The 18843-nt window shown below is 41.9% G+C and carries 13 protein-coding genes; all 13 read left to right on the top strand.

Annotated features, from left to right (window positions below; translation table 11 throughout):
* Positions 1-22 precede the first annotated feature (22 nt).
* Entirely contained in the window at positions 23-355 is a 333-nt protein-coding gene (locus T494_RS0104650) for a hypothetical protein (RefSeq protein ID WP_028505295.1), read from the top strand.
* Between the two features lie 23 nt (positions 356-378).
* On the top strand, positions 379-723 hold the full coding sequence (locus T494_RS0104645; protein WP_028505294.1) for a hypothetical protein: 345 nt from the start codon (positions 379-381) through the stop codon (positions 721-723).
* 205 nt (positions 724-928) lie between these two features.
* Entirely contained in the window at positions 929-2062 is a 1134-nt protein-coding gene (locus T494_RS0104640; protein ID WP_028505293.1) for a hypothetical protein, read from the top strand.
* A 59-nt stretch (positions 2063-2121) separates the two neighbouring features.
* Positions 2122-4878 carry a hypothetical protein gene (locus T494_RS0104635; protein ID WP_028505292.1) on the top strand — a complete coding sequence of 919 codons (2757 nt, stop codon included), beginning with the start codon at positions 2122-2124 and terminating at the stop codon, positions 4876-4878.
* A 123-nt stretch (positions 4879-5001) separates the two neighbouring features.
* A complete protein-coding gene (locus tag T494_RS0104630; protein WP_028505291.1) occupies positions 5002-5892 on the top strand; it encodes a hypothetical protein in 891 nt (296 codons plus the stop codon).
* A gap of 326 nt (positions 5893-6218) precedes the next feature.
* A complete protein-coding gene (locus tag T494_RS0104625) occupies positions 6219-8840 on the top strand; it encodes a dynamin family protein (RefSeq protein ID WP_028505290.1) in 2622 nt (873 codons plus the stop codon).
* Between the two features lie 28 nt (positions 8841-8868).
* A complete protein-coding gene (locus T494_RS12285; protein WP_051540078.1) occupies positions 8869-12558 on the top strand; it encodes an ATP-binding protein in 3690 nt (1229 codons plus the stop codon).
* A complete protein-coding gene (locus T494_RS0104615; protein WP_028505289.1) occupies positions 12555-13184 on the top strand; it encodes an HNH endonuclease signature motif containing protein in 630 nt (209 codons plus the stop codon). Before T494_RS12285 ends, T494_RS0104615 begins: the two co-directional genes overlap by 4 nt.
* Positions 13185-13186: 2 nt before the next feature.
* On the top strand, positions 13187-13543 hold the full coding sequence (locus T494_RS0104610; RefSeq protein WP_028505288.1) for a hypothetical protein: 357 nt from the start codon (positions 13187-13189) through the stop codon (positions 13541-13543).
* A gap of 49 nt (positions 13544-13592) precedes the next feature.
* Positions 13593-14279: a DUF6782 family putative metallopeptidase gene (locus T494_RS0104605; protein WP_028505287.1), complete on the top strand. Its 687-nt coding sequence runs from the start codon at positions 13593-13595 to the stop codon at positions 14277-14279.
* The gene (locus tag T494_RS0104600) at positions 14276-14569 is read left to right on the top strand and encodes a hypothetical protein (protein ID WP_028505286.1); all 294 of its coding nucleotides are present in this window, start codon (positions 14276-14278) and stop codon (positions 14567-14569) included. Before T494_RS0104605 ends, T494_RS0104600 begins: the two co-directional genes overlap by 4 nt.
* A 33-nt stretch (positions 14570-14602) precedes the next feature.
* The gene (locus T494_RS0104595; RefSeq protein ID WP_028505285.1) at positions 14603-15451 is read left to right on the top strand and encodes a zinc ribbon domain-containing protein; all 849 of its coding nucleotides are present in this window, start codon (positions 14603-14605) and stop codon (positions 15449-15451) included.
* Positions 15452-16548: 1097 nt separating this feature from the next.
* Positions 16549-17217 carry a hypothetical protein gene (locus T494_RS0104590; RefSeq protein ID WP_028505284.1) on the top strand — a complete coding sequence of 223 codons (669 nt, stop codon included), beginning with the start codon at positions 16549-16551 and terminating at the stop codon, positions 17215-17217.
* Positions 17218-18843 lie beyond the last annotated feature (1626 nt).

Genomic DNA, 18843 nt, shown 5'->3' with positions numbered 1-18843 from the left:
CATAAACAAGGAGAGGATAAGCGTGAATATAACAAACGAAGAAAAGAGCTTGCTGGCAAAGCTCGCAAGCGGCGCACTCGATGGCGTGGCGGGCGAAGAAACGTCCTGTGCGGAGTATAAGGGAACATACCACGGACAGTTTATCAAAGGCGGAGAACCTGTCTACTACATCCAGAATGAGTGGCCACGATTTAGCAATGGAAAGGAAAATATGCAGATACCAAGCAAACGTGCCGAGGAAAGTTTCATCACTGACGAAGAGAAGCTTAGTTTTCTCCAGAAATACGGCTGGCTTATGGATGATGAAGATGCACGCAAATACAGTATGAAGTTCAGATCCGAAAAAAGATCATAAGAAACAAGATATCAGGTGATAAAATGGACAGGCTTATTCCTACGGCTATCGGAACAACAGTTATGGTCTGCATATTGAAATACATCACAATTTCAATAAGTCCCGAGGGAGAATACCAATTGAACAGGGCTCTTTCAATGCTCGGCGTGGGCGGTATGATCGTGCTTTTCGTGATCCTGTTCATCGTGTGTGCTCTCACAAGAGACATCGTCGAGAGGTGCTATATCCGCAGAGTACACAGACTGCTTGACGAAGGAGTTTCGCCCGAGCTGGTGGTCAGCGCCGTTAAGTCACACCACTTGTCGATCTTGATGAAGGTGATCCTGCTTGATGAGATCGAGAAGTATGCAGGCTATAAGGTATGGTAGGTCGGTGCTCATGCACTCTACATTATAAAAATATATGTCCCGCTATACAGACCAAACATCAGGGGCTGCTGACCTTTGTTCTGCTTGGCAGCAAATGACCCGGCACCTTGACAGGTGTCGGGTTTATGTATTAAAAAGACATCTTGAAAAGCAGTTTGATTTGTAGTATAATACTGTCAAAAGAATGAAGCGGAGGTTGAGTGCGATGAATGATAACAACGAGCTGCCCAGGGACGACAGCACGCAGTACATATACGACGAGATGATCCTCGATAATCCTGTGTTGAATCCGTCATCGCCAAGCGACCTTATCACCGGCATAAACAAGGCGCTGGAGCTTGACTCCCAGCCGATATTTTTGGAAGGACTGGCAAAGCGCCTGTGTGAGCTTGGCACGATTTGCACAAAAGACGACAAACAGATAATGCTTGCCGAGGTCAAGCGCAGGTTCAAACAGCTTCTGGGCAAGGACTGTCCGAAAGCGGTGACCAACTGGATAAAGGGCACTCCCCCGGGCGTGACCAACCGCTGCAACCAATACGACCTTTGCTATGCGCTTGAAATGAACGAACAGCAGGTGCATATTTTCTTTGAGAAGTATTATCTGACTATCCCGTTCAATGTGAAAAGCCGTATTGATGCGGTTTATTTCTATTGCTTTGTTCACCAAAAGCCGTACTCGGCAGTCACGAAAATGCTTGAAGCTTCAAGCGGATTCGTACCGCAGGAGAACGCTCACACCCATACCTCGCAGATAGCACGGACTATCCGTGAGACAGACGATGACGACAAATTCATAGAGTATCTTTCCGCACACTGCTACAACAACGAGCAGCAGTTTCAGATGGCGAGAGAACTCATAAACAATGACATCGACGAGATCAAGAAAATTGTGCTCGCAAAGGATCACACAAACAGTATCCGCAAGGGCAGAGAGAACAGCAGCGTAATTGACGAACTTCTCGGGTATAGATATCAGTCACCTGACAGAAAAGGGCTGAGCAGAAAGCTGCCGAAAAGATTTACCGAGTCACTTATCAACGACGTAACTCTCGGGAAAATAATAAACGGTGAAAAGGCTACTTATGAAACGCTACGCAAGGCGCTTATGCTTTGCAGGTTCTACCGCTTTTACAACGAGGCTAACAACATTGATGAATTAACTATCAACGGCAATCTGCTTGATTTTTACGATGAACTGAACAATCGGCTGATACAATGTGGATTTGCAAGGCTGTATGTGCGTCACCCGTTCGACTGCCTGCTGCTTTACTGTGCAAATTCCGATAATCCGATAGTTACGATGAACACACTCAACGAATACGGAAACGAGGAGTGAATCCATTTTTATAACCCCAACTGCATATGCGGTATACTTTTCAAAAGGAGGTCGGTGCTATGCTGAAAACAGGACAAAAACTGAATACAGACGACCGTGAGTATACCGTGCTCGAGCTGCTGGGACAGGGTGCGAACACGACAGCGTATCTTGCCAACTGCGAGTCAGGCGGACTTGTGACCAAGTGCATTCTCAAAGAATTCACGCCGCAGAGTACCGAGAACTTCGATGCAGGTAAGCAGCGTTTTATCGCCTCGGGAAAAATGCAAAGCGACATCAGACAGCGTTCAGCGCTGACCAATCAGACGCCGCCTGTCAGCCATATTTTTGAGGCGAACGGAACAGCCTTCATTGATGTTGCCTGCTTTGGCGGAACGACGCTTGACAAGCTCTCTGACCTCAGCCTTTTGCAGTATATGCAGCTGTGCCTGACGATAACAAAGACGGTCGGATACTATCACAGCGAGGGTTTTCTCTGCCTTGACCTCAAACCCGAGAACATATTCGTTATGCAGAATACTCCCGACGATACCGTAACACAGCTCGTTGAATTTATCGACTATGACAGCATCAAAGAGATAAGCTCTATCGCACAGACAGGTATGTTTTCATACACACGCAGCTGGGCAGCACCCGAGCAGCTCGACTCCTGCGGTGCATCAAAAATAGGCGTTCAGACGGACATCTTTACGCTGGGCGAGATAGTTTTCTTTCTGCTTTTTGGCAAGCACTCGACCGACAGCGAACACAGAGGATTTTCAAAATATCCGTTTGATAAATGCAAAAAAGAATACAAGCTGTTCACCGAGCGCCCCGAGGTGCAGAACCTTTTCACAAGACTGTTCAGAGGCACTCTGCGCTCGTCACCGAGCAACAGGTTCAAAAGCACCGATGAGCTTGCAAAACTGCTTGAAAAGCTGTGCGAGGTGCTTTGTGAAAAGGATTTTGTTGTACCGCATCTTCCGCATATTTCGCCCAATTTTGTCGGGCGTGAGAGGGAGATGAAGGCGCTTTCGCAGCTGCTTGATGAGCAGCACACGGTGTTTGTTTTCGGCGTGGGCGGTATCGGCAAAAGCACGATAGTGCGCAACTATATCCACCGCAAAAAGGCAGAGTACGATGTGATAGTTTACCTTGAATTTGACGGCGATATCAAGTCCACCTTTGCAAGTGATATGCAGCTTCAGATAAGCACTATGCGCAGGCTTGACGGTGAGAGCATCAAAGAGTATTTTGAACGCAAGCTGTCGCAGTTCAAGCGGATATGTGCGCAAAAGAAAGTGCTGTTCGTGGTGGACAACTACAATGCGCTGATAAGCAGGGAGCTGTCGGCTATCTGCGAATGCGGATATGACACGATCATCGTTTCACGCAGACAGCCGCCGATAAACAGCTTTGCTTACCTTGAAATTCTTTCTATCGCAGATCTTGATGTGCTGATGCAGCTTATCTCGCTCAATCTCGGAAGGCGGATCGCCAAGGACGAGCGTGAGCATTTTGAAAAGATAATAACCTGTGTGTTCGCTCACACGCTGGTGCTGGAGCTTATCGCACGGCAGATAGCTGCGGGAAAGCTGGACGCAAAAGGCGCCTGCGAGCTTATCCAGGACATCGGATTCACACGCTTTTCGGGTGAAAGGATCGAAAATTTCAAGGACGGCGAACAGGTCTATGACACCCTTTCGGGCATTGTTTCCGTGCTGTTTGATGCAGGCTCGATGAGCGATGATGAAAAGAATATGCTCAAAATCCTGTCGCTTGCAGATGTGCGTGGGCTTGAAAGCGAGATGCTCTCGGATTTCTTTTCAAGCTATGCCTGCGACCTTGACGGTGCGCTGTCGGCACTTGAAGAACAAGGCTGGATCTATTTTGACGACTCTGACAGCACTTACTACGTTCACCCTGTTATTGCGGAGGCGGCGCAGAACTGGGAATGGGCCGACTCGTTTTCGGACGTTCGTGTAATGGACACATACAAGCTGCTTACGGATATATACGCAGGAATGGACGATGAGATACAGATAGAGCTTATCGTCAGGGATGCAGAGAGATTCAAGGACAAGCACCCTCGGCACTTTGTCAGGGCGATGTATCTTTCGCTGCTTGGCACCCTTTACGATGTACGCATCGGCGGCAGGTATGATCCGATAGATGACGAGGAAGAACAGCAGCTTGAGGAGTTTGCAAATCTTCTGCTTGATGCGGCAGACGAGATGGAGCAGTCAACAGATGAACACAAAACAAAATATCTGATACAGATGTATCTTGATGCGATAAGTGTGATAAGCCGCTGCTATCCCCAGTACAAACAAGAGGCTGCAAACCTTTTGCAAAAGGTATCGGATATGGTGCTCGATGCAAAATGTCAGAGGAATGACAAGGTCACCTGCTACTACTTTATGACTATGGCGTGGTTTTTCACCTTTGCAGAACCTGACTGGGATAATGCATACTATTTTGCATCCTGCGCATCACAGACAGCACAGGAATGTTTCGACTCCCCTCTTGAATTCATCGACAGCGTACTTATCCCCTCGGCAGAGTGCTTTTGCAATCACAAGCATTATGACAAGTCGGTGGAAGCGCTTTTGGGCGGCATAAAGATCTGCAAAGAATATCCCAATGTTTATGCACATATTGACAAGCACGCACATTTGCTGAGCTGTTTGGCTGATGTGTATTTTGAGATGGGCGAATTCGACAAGTGCAGAGAGGTGATCGCCGAGTTTGACGAGCTGACAGAGAAAAACAAAGATAATAAAGTATTCAGGTTTATAAATCCATACTATCGGGAAACGCTTTTCCCCAATGACTGACAGCAGGTTCGCAAAGAGCCTGCTGTTTTCTTTTGGAATCCATTTTTATATTGCGGGTTCTGGGTGTGGTATACTGGTTTCAGGACAAAAAACACTATAACTATCAAACAGGAGGTAAGAAACATGAAAAAGAGATTATTAACAATGCTGTTGGCGGCAGTTATGACTGTCAGCATTGCAGGGTGCAGCGGGTCAGGCACATCGTCTGATAGTTCATCATCGGGCGACAACTACACTAAGGAGGTGAAAATAGATAATGTTACTCTCTATCTTCCCGAGGATGCTGTTGAATCAAATGAAGATAATAGCAGCGATAATTTGACCTGGTATAAAACAAGCTTCGGAAAAATCCGAATAGCGAAAGGTGTTATTTTAACCGATAACTGGCACAGTGATACCACGATAGCTAGTTGGTCCGAAGAGGCAAAAAGCATGGAAAAGATTATGATTGGCGATGAAAAGGCATTGATATGTGTATTAGACTTCAATTCAAAGCCTTCTTATATGGTTAACTTTAACAGCAATGAGCACCGCATCGGTATCGTAATTTCAAGTGATAAATCCGAGGAAAATGCAAAAGAGGAATACGAGAAATTCATAAAGCATATTTCAATAGACTCCTCTGCTCCAAAAGCAACCACTACAACCACGGAAACAACCCCTTCAGCAAGGGACGAGTTCAATAAAAAATACGGTGATCTTCCTACATGGAAGGATGTAAAATATGATCCAATGTCATATATAGGCAAAAAGTTTACAATAACCGATGCTACATACGAATTGGACGATTATTACAATTATAATTACAGGGATACAGAAGCAAAATATTTTGTCTTCTCTGCTGAGACTACCGGATCATATTCAGACAGATGGTATGTCTATGCAGACCGTAAGGAATTTGACTGGCTATTTAAACAGCTTAAAGAGAGAAATCTTAAAGGAAATATAGTTGTTAAGGCACAATTCAAAGACGGTACAAAGAACGGATTGGTAACACTTGTAGATACGCAATAAGCTTTTACTGAACAATACTGTCTAACTAACCAAAGAGCGATTTGCCCAAATGGCAACTCGCTCTTCTCAATTATCATTATTGTTGATCTATATACCACAAAACTTATAATAATCAATATGCCAATCGTAAATTGAGCATATGCAAACATAGCATTAATAACATTTATTTGCCTTCTTTGGCGTTAGCCATGGATAAATTAATCGAATAAATTTTGTCGCAATCGTTTCAAAGCAATTGACTTTTTGACCAATTTTGTAGTATAATATATAAAAACAATTGTAATATATTACAGCGAAACACATTTATTCTATTTCGGAGGTGGAATATGATACAATTTAAGATAATAAGCGATCCCTATAAAAGGGAAATCAAATTTGAAAGCGTTGACCCGGAAACTAATGCGACTATCCCTGTTACCGAAACAGATAACAGCGACCTTTTAAGTGATGAATTAGTCCATGGCTTCTTCCCATATAATGTGAAGAAAATCATTGACATAATATATGCCATGAAAAAAATAGGAACAGAAGTTGTTAATATCATCTTTGAAGGAACAGACGATGAATATGACGAGCTTAAAGACCTATGTTCAGAAGAATACTATGCTGACAAAATAAAGCTTTTACCACAAGAACACTACCTTAACAGCGCAAAAGACATTCTCCCTAAGATTTCAGATATTTTTCAAGATATGCAGCCTTTGATTGAAGAGAGTGTTCACTCTAATGAGCAAGTTGCTCTCAATAGACGCAAGTTTGAAGATGCTGTTGATAAACAGGTTATCCCTATATGCGTAATCGGTAATTATAGCTCAGGAAAGTCAACTTTTATAAATGCTTTAGTAGGCAAAGAAATTCTTCCCAGCGGTGATGATCCTGTAACCGACTGCGTTTATCAGATTACTCGTTCACAGAACGCAGAATCAGGCTGCGTGGAATTCAACTATTGTGGGAATCCAATAAAGTTTTCAATGGAGGAGTATAGCAGAGGCAAAGGCTGTACTATATCTTCTGCGGGAAAATGTGATGATGAATTTGTTTCTTCAATCCAGCAGGAACTTGATGATATTGCATCAGAGAAAGTCCACATAAGAATTCATGCACTCCTTGCCATTATTGAGGAACATAAAAAGAAACGCAAGCGCGAAAATTCCGAGAAGGATATTGACTCCCTAATTAAGATCACACTTCCGTTCAGCAAAGAGGGAGTATTATCGCAATCTCAATGCAGATATGTTATCTTTGATACTCCAGGCGAAGGTTCTGCAACGAATATTGATCATTCAGAAACACTCGAACGTCAAATGCGCTCCCTAACTAATGGTTTAATATTGTTTATTACAGATAATAAATCTCTTGATAAAGTCGAGGGTAGAGATTTATGTGAAAAGCTAATTGGTATGGAATGCTTTGATAATCGCTTTACTATGGTTATTGCTAACCGTGCAGATGATGCCAATCTTCCGGAAGGCGGATTTGACAACGACGATATTGATTATAAAACAAGACAAACAGTTTGCAAAACGCTCCACTCAAATCGGATATTCTATGTATCTTCTATTATAGGCTTGGGTTCAAAGCAATTTGAGAATGAGAAGTTAATCGAAAGATCCTATAGAAAAGTCTTTTCAAAGGAAATAGATTCTTATGATGGTACTGATAAAGAGTTCCCAATGAACCTATATATCTATGATATAATTCCTGAACAAATCAAAACGCGCTGTATTGAGCGTTCTGAGAATGAATCGAACAGAGCCTTTGCCAACAGCGGATTATTCTGGATAGAACAAGAAATACGCACTTTTGCAGAAATCTATTCACCATATAATAAGTGTACTCAGTCCAAGCGTTTTCTCGATGAGATTATAGCTGAAACATCAAAACGTATTGATGAAAGCCAAAAAGGCTTTGAAGCTGCCAAGAAAACTCTTAACGAGAAACTAGAAGAAGAACAGCGCAGTTGTATAGCAAAACTCGAAGAAAAAGCTGAAGCTCTCTGTGATGAATTTGAGAATCTCTTTCCGACTTCTGAAATGCAGGAAATCTCGAATTCCGCTAAAGAGGCAAAAAAGCGTGAGATGCTTGAAAAGCGCCAATCAGAAATAGAAGATGATGTTCAGGAAAGAAACGATTATGCTGCACAAAAAGAAGATGCACGTTTCATTAAATCTGATACTCGGAAAACAACAAATAGTTCGACTGATAACGGAATTGAGGAATCTGATGATTCAGATGAGAAAAAAGGAGTTGTTGGCAGCGTATTTTCAACTATCAAGAAAGCTGCACAGCACACTGTTAGAATTACAAAAGATACCATTCACTACACTCAGGATACTTTTGATAAAAAACGAAAACTATGGGAACTTGAAAAGCAAATAGACGCAGATGTTGCAAAAAAGCTCTTTGATGAGGTGAAAAATGATTTTGACACAGAAGTTAAGCGACATCAAGCCACGCTTGAATCAGCCTCAGAAAAGTATTGGAGCGATGCTTCAGATGTCTTTCGGACCAAGATGATTGATGCAGTCACAAATTCTGAAGGCATATCTGAAGAAAAAAAGAAAGAACTTGAGGATATTATAGCTAGTTATGAAGCTATCGTATTCGATAAGACTGCTGATAAAGACTTCAATTTTGATGATTATAAAAAGTTTTTATCTAATTCTCTTAATCTGCGCAAATTAACTTCAAGATATAATACATTAATGCATGAATATATTGAGCAAATGTTAAGTGACCTGAATACTAACCACGGTGGTTGTTTTAAAAATTGGGAGCAAAGCTTGCTAAATGAACTGAAAGCGAACATTATAAAGCTCAATCCCGAATTAAGAAAACTACAGGAGCAGATTGACACTCAGGCTCAGCAGATTTTAAACCTTAAAAACAGAAAAGAACGTTTATTGGGATATCAGTTAGAGATCGAGCATCTTATGCAGTGGAACTGATTTTCCCTAAGATTGGAGGTACAGTAGTATGGGATTAATGAAGATTGTCTCCAAAGTTAACGGCAAACTCGGAGATGGAATTTCAAAAGCAGCAGCACTTAGTCCTGAACAATTGAATGAAGTTGCTGAAAAGCGAGAAAACTACCTGCTTGAAATGCCTGATCCTAATGATACTATAGCTCAGGCTACAACTGAAAAACTCCTTGCAGCAAACAGCGTCGAGGTTTTCAATGCATACCTGCCACAATTATCTTCTCTATATGCACCTCTTCAAAAAGACGATTTTCAATGTGACTATAATATCAGGTATTTTAATATTACTAAATGGGTTACTGATAAGAAAGAGAACAGCCTTGAAAAACTTGTAAATGTTTATGCTGTTCTTTCTGATGAAACCTGTAATATTGCATTGATCTTTCACCGCACATGTAAATTAACACAGGTATATCTTGCTGTCACCAATACAAAGAATGCCAACAGCAACGATGACGCAGATACTTTTGTAAAGCGTCTACAAGATGCTGTTAAAGGAAATTTCCCCGGCACAGAATTTGAGCCAAAAAGTGAAAGAGGCATTCCTCATTTCTTAAAAGACGAAACAAAGTATTCTGTTGCTTCTGCATCGAACATTCCAACCGAAAAATCAGAAAAGTTTATCAGTCAAACAATCGAAAAGCTGTTAGATGGTATTGTTCCCAGCAAAACAGAAGAAGAATACACCCTTATATTGCTCGCATCGCCGATAAACGATGTGGAAGAGCGAAAACTAAGGCTTTCTCAGATATATACAGGATTAAAACCCTATGCCGCCTGGCAGACATCTTATACAGTTACTGAACTAAACACACAAGGCTCATCTGCTACTGTAGGGATAAATGTTGGTGCAAGTGCAGGAATACAAAACGGAAAAACATCTTCTACTACCGATTCAAATTCATTAACCAACAACGAGAGTACCACCAACACTGATTCAACAAATAGCGGATTATCAAACACCAACAGTAATACTACTTCAGATACGACATCTGATGCCACTGCACATACTGACAATCAATCTATGTCTGATATGACATCAAATTCAGATGCACATACTGACAATAGATCAACATCTAATACAACTTCTGAAAACAGTTCTCATACAGACAGCACAAATGAATCAAAAAACAAAACCGGAAACGCTAATGTAGCTCCATCCGCATTTGGGTTTAGTCTTGGTGGCGGCGGCGGTAGCTGGGGAGAGGCTTCAGGAACAGGAACTGCTGATACATTGACTCAGGGTACTGCAGAAACTATTTTGAACGGCACCGCAGACACAGCTACCAAAACCACAGCTAAAACACTTATGAAAGGCGCTGCCGAAACTGTTACAAAAGCATCTGCTAAAACACTTGCAAATACTGCCGCTAAAACAACATCAAGTCAGGTAGGTACTGCTGTTGCCAAAACACTTGGAAGAGCAACAACAAATGCCTTCTCTAAAACCGCTGGCATATTCAGCAGTACAAGTTTTGGCGTGAACTTTGGAATGAGTTTTGCTCGTTCCTCTAATGTAAGTGCATCTATTGGCAAAAACGAAGGAATAGATCAATCCTTCGAGAATTATAACATTCAGCACGCTTTAGAGCTTCTGCAAGAGCAAATGAAGCGTTTAGAGCAGAGCTCCGCATTAGGACTGTGGGATTTTGCCGCTTATGTTCTTTCACAAGACAGAAATATTGCTAACAATGTTGCACATACCTATCTTTCCTTGACGCAAGGAGAATCATCATATATGTCCAGCTCCGCTGTTAATCTATGGCGCGGCGATAGGGAAAGCTCGGATATTCACGCTAAGGTAATTTGCAGCTATCTACGGGAACTTCGTCACCCTGTTTTCGGGCTTAATCCTTCAATTATAGATACAGATGAGGGCAAGGATTATCAAGTATACCCCACTGCTGTAACTGCCACAACAAGCCTTTCTGGCAAGGAACTCGCATACTCACTCAACTTTCCTCAGAAATCAGTAGCAGGATTGCCGGTCATCCAGTGTGCGGATTTTGGGCGAAGTGTGTCCACATTTGATTCGAGTAATCCCGATCCTAAGACGCTTCAACTGGGCAATATCTTCCATATGATGCGTGAAGAAAAGCTTTCCGTTGAATTATCTGCAAAATCACTAGCATCTCATACATTTATTACTGGCAGCACCGGTTCCGGAAAAAGCAACACCGTATATCAAATGCTCTCAGAAGCATATAAAAACAATATTCCGTTCCTTGTTATCGAGCCCGCAAAAGGCGAATACAAAGATGTATTCAGTGATTATGATAATCTATCCGTATTCGGTACAAATCCGAAAAAATCGACATTATTGCGTATCAATCCATTTTCATTTCCTGATGATGTTCATGTTTTGGAGCATATCGACCGCCTCGTGGAAATATTCAATGTCTGCTGGCCGATGTATGCAGCAATGCCCGCAGTCTTAAAGAGTGCAGTTGAAAAGTCTTATCTTGACTGTGGCTGGGATATGATGTCTTCTGTCAATAACTACGCTGATGATCTGTACCCATCTTTTGCTGATGTTGCTAGGAATATCAAAAAAATCATTGATACCAGCGAATATGACAAGGAGAACAAGGGCGCTTATAAAGGCTCGCTCCTCACAAGGCTCCAATCCTTGACCACTGGTATCAACGGACTGATCTTCTCAGCCGATGAGCTTACAGGCAAACAACTCTTTGACAGCAATGTTATAATCGATTTAAGCAGAGTTGGTGCATCTGAAACGAAATCACTTATCATGGGTATGCTCGTATTGAAATTACAGGAGTACCGAATCAGCGAAAATACGGCTATCAACAATACTCTTAAGCATATTACAGTTCTTGAAGAAGCACATAACATACTTAGAAGGACCTCTGTCGAACAGCCAACTGAAAGCTCTAATATAATGGGCAAGAGCGTCGAAATGATTGCAAATGCTATCGCCGAGATGCGTACATACGGCGAAGGATTTATTATTGCCGATCAAGCTCCTGGGCTTATGGATATGTCTGTTATCCGCAACACCAACACAAAAATTATCATGCGTCTGCCCGACCATGGAGATCGTGAACTCGTAGGAAAAGCAGCAAACCTAAATGACGAGCAGATTGAAGAACTTGCAAAACTCCGTTGTGGTGTAGCTGCAGTTTATCAAAACGAATGGATACAGCCTGTCTTGTGCAAAGTAAGCGAATACAAGACTCCTGACAAATCATATTCATTTGACCCAAGCAACAATAATGATCAGATCAGAAAGAATGATAAAGTGTCCGACTCTCTCTTAGAGTGTATTATGGACAACGAATTGTTTCAAAAAGGAGATAAGCAGGATCTCAAAGAGCTGAAAAGCCAAATACTGCGTTCTTCACTTGATTCAATAGTAAAAGTTGATTTCCTTGATTATCTTGCGACTGAAAGAGAGAAAGGATTCGCAGAACTTAGATGCTTAGTTTATGATTTCTTGAAGGCAGAAGAGGCTATACAAGCGGCTGCCAAACATGATGATATTCATGAGTGGGTCGATGCCGTTTTGGACAAGCTCGAGCCTTCAGTCAAGGGTTATACCAAGAAGCAGATAGATCTGACAATGGCACTGATAATACATGAAAAAGCTATTCGAGATCATTTGTATGAAGGAAGATATCAGAGCTATGCATTAGAGTATAGAAATGGAGGTGGGACATTTTGATAAGCGAGATTGGAAGAAATGAAACATCAGACATCAAAGAACCCTCTGTTGAAAAGTTTGATGATTCAAAGGCAAAGAGTGAAATGTCATTCAAAGAAGCGGAAGAATTCTGGAAGAAAGAATTTCATGACCTTGCCGAACAGGCAAAAGCTGAAACACAAGGGAAACACGATGTTTCAATGAATGATAAACAGCTGGATATTCAAAGCCGTGATTTGTCAGATCTTATCAAGGACTATATTGATGATCTGAAGAACAAATCGGAATGTCCTGACACTATTCCTTCTGATGCGATAGATACAACAAAGCTGGAGATCAAAACGCCGGAAGAGGTCGCCGAAAAGAGAGAAGATTTTGTTGGTAATAAGAATAAACTTAGACAAGAATGGGAAAACATCAACCATAAAGAATGGCCTAAATATGAGAATGATGTTACTAACAGCGAAGGTAATGTGATCAGAAAAGCCGGAGATAATTTTGACGCTCATCATATCCGTCCATTGCAATTAGGCGGTGAGAATACAGCTGAAAACATTACTCCGATGGATGTAAAAAGCCACCAGGAAGTCCATTCTTCAGGCGGAAGCTGCAATGCTTTAGTTGAAAGAGTTAAAGGAGATATATAAAAATGACTAAACAAGAATATCTTGATAAAATGATGAAATATCCCAAGGATGAGGGAAGAATAAAAAACATCTCCGAAATGTACAATACCCCAATTGGTGATGTTGCAGAGAAAGTTATCTCTTTTGCAGATAATGCAGATTTTATCGCTGAAGAAAGACGAGCTTTTTCATTTAAGGAAATTGAGAATGCATCTAAAGAGTATGATAGAAACTTTCAGTCTATGGGTATTATCCCCTTATTTGATGCATATGATAACGATCTGATAGTTTATGTTGTCGCTGAGAAAGTCTGGGCAAAATACAGCCTAAGCGATGATGTTATATTCAAAAAGAGAAATACTCTTGCTGAACTATTATGATGTAACTACTGATTGCTCGTAAACAGAATGCCAAAGTAGGTGATAAAGAATGATAAGGTTTTCTGATGCAAGTTCAGGCTTTTCAAGAATAGAGAGCGTTGAAAACCATACGGAAATAAAGACTCCGGATAAATCATCTCTTCATGAGATCGATTCTTTCTGGAAATCCGAGTTCGAAAAAGCTCACCGTGAAGCGATGCTTGAGCCTTATGACAAGCTGCTGGAAGAGATCTACGATGTGTCTGATGACGACATATCAATTGATTATGAGGTCAGCGATCAGGTCAAGGAAATACTCAGCGATTTTAAGCTTACCAACTGGCTGACTTTGAATGAAAATAAGCGGCTCGATACGATCAATAAGCTTGTTGACACTGTAAGCGACGAGCTTGGGATAACAGACAAGCCCAAGGTTATTCTGACCACAGAAAGCGAGGATTTCTTTGGTGCATACGATCCGCAAAAGAACACTATCATTCTTAACCGCACTGGTTTTATAAATCCAAAAGAGCTTGTGGACACAATAACGCACGAACTTCGACACGCTTACCAGCATATGAGAGCAGAAAAACTCGAGACCCATGAGGATGCACTTTTCAGAGTCAATCTGGAGAATTATATCTCACCTGAACAAAACGAAGACGGAGAGTTTATCAATTTTTATGAATATCAGAATCAGTATGTGGAAGTCGATGCAATGGCTTTTGCAGATAAGTTTACGGAGGCGATGAAATGAGCAGTATAATTGAAAAGTATTATAATGACAACAACGTTGCTCCGGCGCTTGTTAAGCAGAAGATTGAAAGACTCGGGCGAAATCCTGATATCGAAAAAGAGTTTGAATACTGGATAGAGAACAAGCAGTATAAACCTGATTCTCTGGAGATAGAGGGCTACACAGCACAAAAGCTGTCACAGCTATCAAAGTACCTTATTGGTGAGGGCGCATTTATGCTTTTGATCGAGCTGCGTGAATCTCCCGACAAGGCACACAAGAAAATAGCCAGAGGGTTTAAGGTAAAATAGCTGTTTTGAGCTGGCTGTATCGGAGGTGATCCTATGGCTGAATTGTTTGAATATAAATGTCCAAGCTGTGGGGCTTTACTGAAGATCCGCCCCGAAGAATCCTTTGTCAAGTGTTCCTACTGCGGAACGATCGTGGAACGTGAGCTTGATGAGGACGAAAAGGCTAATGCTTCCGCTAAAAAACTTGCAGCAAAGCTTGAAAAATACAAAAATGATATGTACGAACTTGAAAGGCTTAAGGACAGATTCCTGTCAACGGGCGTGCGTGTAAAGGAGCTTGAAAAGGATTCGGTAAGACAGACCAAGTTTATGCACGAATGTCCGTTAGTTGTGCCAATAATCATTATGACTTTGGTCGTTATCGGATTGATCGGAACAAATGAAGATAAGGGTGCGACATTCCTCGGTGGACTTGTTCTTGCCGGAGGTGTGTACATATGGTCAATGATAGGCAGATCTAAAGAGGATACCAGAGTAAAAGAGGCATCGGAGAAGCTTGCAGCTGCAAGAAAGGAACTCAAAGAGATCCAGCCGCAGTATGAAAAACTAAAAGCAAGTTTTGACCCCGATGTTGTGCCGATTCAATATAGAAACGATAAGGCACTCGACTATGTAATTACGCTGTTCAGAACAGGACAGGCAAGTAATATTGGTGATGCATTCAGGCGTTACGATGAGCATCTGCATTATGAGAAGATGGAGGCTATGCAGCAACAGCAGATAGACCTGCAAAAGCAGCAGCTGCGCAAAATGGATCAGATGTCAAGCAATGATCCCAATGATCTTGGGAGCGCAGCACTTAAAGCAGGCGCAGCAGTTGTAGGTGTTGTCGCTGCAACAAAGATAGGCAAGGAAATAATAAAAAATCTTAAAGAATTGTAATCGACAATATAACTGAAAGAGCTTGCTGTGTTCTCACAAGAATCAGCAGGCTCTGTTCATTATATAGCAGTATAATTGTAATATTGTGTTTGCTCGTATCTTGCCTGTGATTCATCGACCATATTCCGTCAAAATGACGGACAGCCCAAATGGCGTAGATACGTTTGCTCGTCGTTTGCTTGCTGTTTGCCGGACAGAGAACTCGTAAAGACTTTGCCTGCGTGTATAGCCGTGCATTGTTTGCTTGTTTGCTCAAAATACTTATGTGAGTTTTGGCGGATTAAAAATGTCCTTGCAAATGGTTTTTAAATGTCCTGCAAAACTATACACTTCGAAAATTTTTACCCATAATAGAATCAGAGAGCATCCGAAAGGGTGCTCTTTTTCGCTGGTGCACATTACTATCTGTATAGTAACTCAGATCACATATATTTTTGAAAGCGGCGAGTTTACAGAGTTTGTGCGGCACAGCTGCGGTCAAAATCTGTTCAAAGTGACACGGGTGACGGTAACCTACCCTGTGCGATTTTACCGTCACTACCGTCACCCACGCTATGAAAAACCTTTGCCTGCGTTGTTTTCAGGGTGACAGTAACGGTGACGGGTGACGGTAGGGGTGACGCTAACTTGTGCACTGTGAGCCGATTTGTGAGCGCCTTGTTTGCGCCGACAAGTTACCCGAGTTGCTGCCCAAAAACGCTGTACAGAGCAGCGTGGCGCAAGTGTGAGCACAAGTGCAGGGGTGTATCACAATCCTTGCCGAACAACCGAACAAAGCAACTCAAATCCCGTAGATATGCTGTTTGCGCCGTTCGTTTTCTGTTTGTTTTTGTTCGGCAATGTTCGTTGTGTGTTCGTTTTGGTAATCGTTTTGAAAGCTTGCAAATGCGCTGAACCCGTAGCGCTTGATCGTTTCGTCTCTCCACTCGAACGCTTTATCGATGTGCTGTTATTATGCTCTCGCAATTTATTTACGCTATATTCATAGTTAACGCCTAATTTGTACATACATTTATGCTATATTCGTTTACAACCTGAGCAACACTTAATCAAAATCAGGTTTTTGATTTGATCTGAAGATCAGGGAGGGGTAAACAATGAAGAAAATACTATCAGCGTGTATTTGTATCATTATGGCAGTTTCAATGGTCGCTTGCGGAAGCTCATCAAGCAGCAGTGACTCAAAGAGCACAAGCAGCAAAAGCTCTGCTTCAAGCAGTGCCGACAGCAAGTCGGACGGGGGCAATTCGGGCGACAGCAGCGGTCAAGATCTGAGCAAGTACAAATTCAACAAAGGCGAGCTTGTAAGGATAACCGATGACAACAACGAGCCTGCGGTGGCAGACCTTGAGATCAAGGGGCTTATCGTTGCAGGAAACCAAACAGAAGGAGCAGGCTTTGATGCACAGAAAAGCGGCGGCTACAAGACAAGCGGACTCAAAGCGGATTTTATGCTGAACGAGCATATCACGCTTCACGCAGAGGGAATAACGGGAAACACAGAGGATCTGAAGATAATCTGCTTGCCCCACAGAGAAATGGCTGACTATATCCTTAAAAGCGCAGATGAGCTGACCCAGATCGCCGAGACCGAGGGTGCTTATGTAAACGCTTCGGGACCTGATGCTGAAAGGGACAACGAGATAGTTGATTTCTATGTAGGACCTATTGAGGAGAGAAAAGCAGGCAGCTACGATATACTTTTCGTTTATAAGGGTAAGCTGGCATACTATCTGCCTATCGAGCTGAGTAAGCCTGCGGAATAACCGAATGACTCCAGCAAAAATCACACCGGCTTTTGTCGGTGTGTTTTTTTATCATCTGCTTTAGTATCAAGCAAAAAAGAAGTGCACCGTGAGCCGATTTGTGCCCGCATTGCTTTTGGCGACAAGTTACCCGAGCTGCTTCCCGAAAACGCCTCACAGAGCAACGTGGCGCAAGTGTGAGCACAAGTGCAGGGGTGTATCACAATCCTCGCCGAACAACCGAACAAAGTAATTCAAACCCCGTAGATATGCTGTTTGCGCTGTTCGTTTTCTGTTCGTTCTTGTTCGGCAATGTTCGTTCTGTGTTCGTTTTGGTAATCGTTTTGAAAGCTTGCAAATGCGCTGAATACTGTGCTTGTTCGTTGTGTTCGGCGAAAAAATGAAATACCCCCTGACCTGCAAAATCAAGCAGAAAAATGTGGTCGGAGGAGTTTTAAAATGTGGTCAAAAACTATACACTTGGCATTTTACTTCCCATAATATATATAGGAGCATCCGAAAGGGTGCTCTTTTTCATTTTTCATCAGTGCGCCGCGCAAGGTCCTTGTGATCGACGCACACAGCGATTATACTAACGCTGTTGTGCTTTTCTACAACTCAAAGTGCGAATCGTTGTGCAAGCCTACGAACTTTTGAAAAATGAGCAAAAAAATCGTTTGCAAACCACCGACATCTCACCCTATACATATGGGAATATTTTTAGCAGCTTGAAAATTGAATCCGCACATACGAATGATGTCTAATGGTGAAGTACATAGGGCTTCAGAAGAGTCCGATAAAGAGCGACCTCTACTCTCAATTTCGTCTTACACGCCTTACAGTCATTGCAAACGGCGTAGCTTTAGGCTGAAAGCTGTAATGCGAGTGTATGCTGTGTGTAATACGAAGGAAAAGTCAGCAAAGCCCTTTGGTTATTGACTTAGCGGCAGATGTAATACGTGTAATGCGTAAAAAAGGATATGCCTTTGTATAAGGCTACAAAAACAATTGCTGTTTTCAAATTTACCCCTCTCAAAACGCCTATCTCAAAGCCTTTATATATAGAGGGCAAAAATTCATAGCATCTTGACAAATCAAAGTTCGGTTTGTTGTGCAAGGCTACAAAAATGATTACAACTTTTAGTTTTACCCGTCTCAAAACAATGCTCCCTGTCTCTTTATATTAGAGACCTATATATAAAGGAACATATTGAAATCTCATCGTGCTTTTAACTAAATGAAAGTTCGGTTTTCTGTGCAAGGCTACAAAATGTATTACAAATTTCAATTTTACCTACTCAAACCCCTTTGCCCACTGCCTCTATATTAGAGACGTGTGTTGAAATCTCATCGTGCTTTTCACTAAATGATAGTTCAGTTTGTTGTACAAGCCTACAAAAAGAATTACAAATATAATTTTTGGGTGGTCAAAACCACATTCTCTGTCCCTTTATATTAGAGACCTATATATAAAGGAACATATTGAAATCTCATCGTGCTTTTCACTAAATGAAATTTCAGTTTTCCGTGCAAACCTACAAAAACAATTACAATTTACTATTTATGTGATGTTAAATCCTTGATATCTTACCGATACAAGTGAGAAGAAAAAAGGAGTGATTCAAATGTAAAAGTCAACGAACAAAG

The sequence above is a fragment of the Ruminococcus sp. FC2018 genome (assembly GCF_000621805.1).
Classification (GTDB): Bacteria; Bacillota; Clostridia; order Oscillospirales; family Ruminococcaceae; genus Hominimerdicola.
This window is presented reverse-complemented; position numbering and strand designations above follow the sequence as displayed.

What these genes read in the sequence shown, in the direction of transcription:
- T494_RS0104645 (WP_028505294.1), top strand. Translation starts at nt 379, where the DNA reads ATGGACAGGCTTATTCCTACGGCTATCGGAACAACAGTTATGGTCTGC.
- T494_RS0104640 (WP_028505293.1), top strand. Translation starts at nt 929, where the DNA reads ATGAATGATAACAACGAGCTGCCCAGGGACGACAGCACGCAGTACATA.
- T494_RS0104635 (WP_028505292.1), top strand. Translation starts at nt 2,122, where the DNA reads ATGCTGAAAACAGGACAAAAACTGAATACAGACGACCGTGAGTATACC.
- T494_RS0104630 (WP_028505291.1), top strand. Translation starts at nt 5,002, where the DNA reads ATGAAAAAGAGATTATTAACAATGCTGTTGGCGGCAGTTATGACTGTC.
- T494_RS0104625 (WP_028505290.1), top strand. Translation starts at nt 6,219, where the DNA reads ATGATACAATTTAAGATAATAAGCGATCCCTATAAAAGGGAAATCAAA.
- T494_RS12285 (WP_051540078.1), top strand. Translation starts at nt 8,869, where the DNA reads ATGGGATTAATGAAGATTGTCTCCAAAGTTAACGGCAAACTCGGAGAT.
- T494_RS0104610 (WP_028505288.1), top strand. Translation starts at nt 13,187, where the DNA reads ATGACTAAACAAGAATATCTTGATAAAATGATGAAATATCCCAAGGAT.
- T494_RS0104605 (WP_028505287.1), top strand. Translation starts at nt 13,593, where the DNA reads ATGATAAGGTTTTCTGATGCAAGTTCAGGCTTTTCAAGAATAGAGAGC.
- T494_RS0104600 (WP_028505286.1), top strand. Translation starts at nt 14,276, where the DNA reads ATGAGCAGTATAATTGAAAAGTATTATAATGACAACAACGTTGCTCCG.
- T494_RS0104595 (WP_028505285.1), top strand. Translation starts at nt 14,603, where the DNA reads ATGGCTGAATTGTTTGAATATAAATGTCCAAGCTGTGGGGCTTTACTG.
- T494_RS0104590 (WP_028505284.1), top strand. Translation starts at nt 16,549, where the DNA reads ATGAAGAAAATACTATCAGCGTGTATTTGTATCATTATGGCAGTTTCA.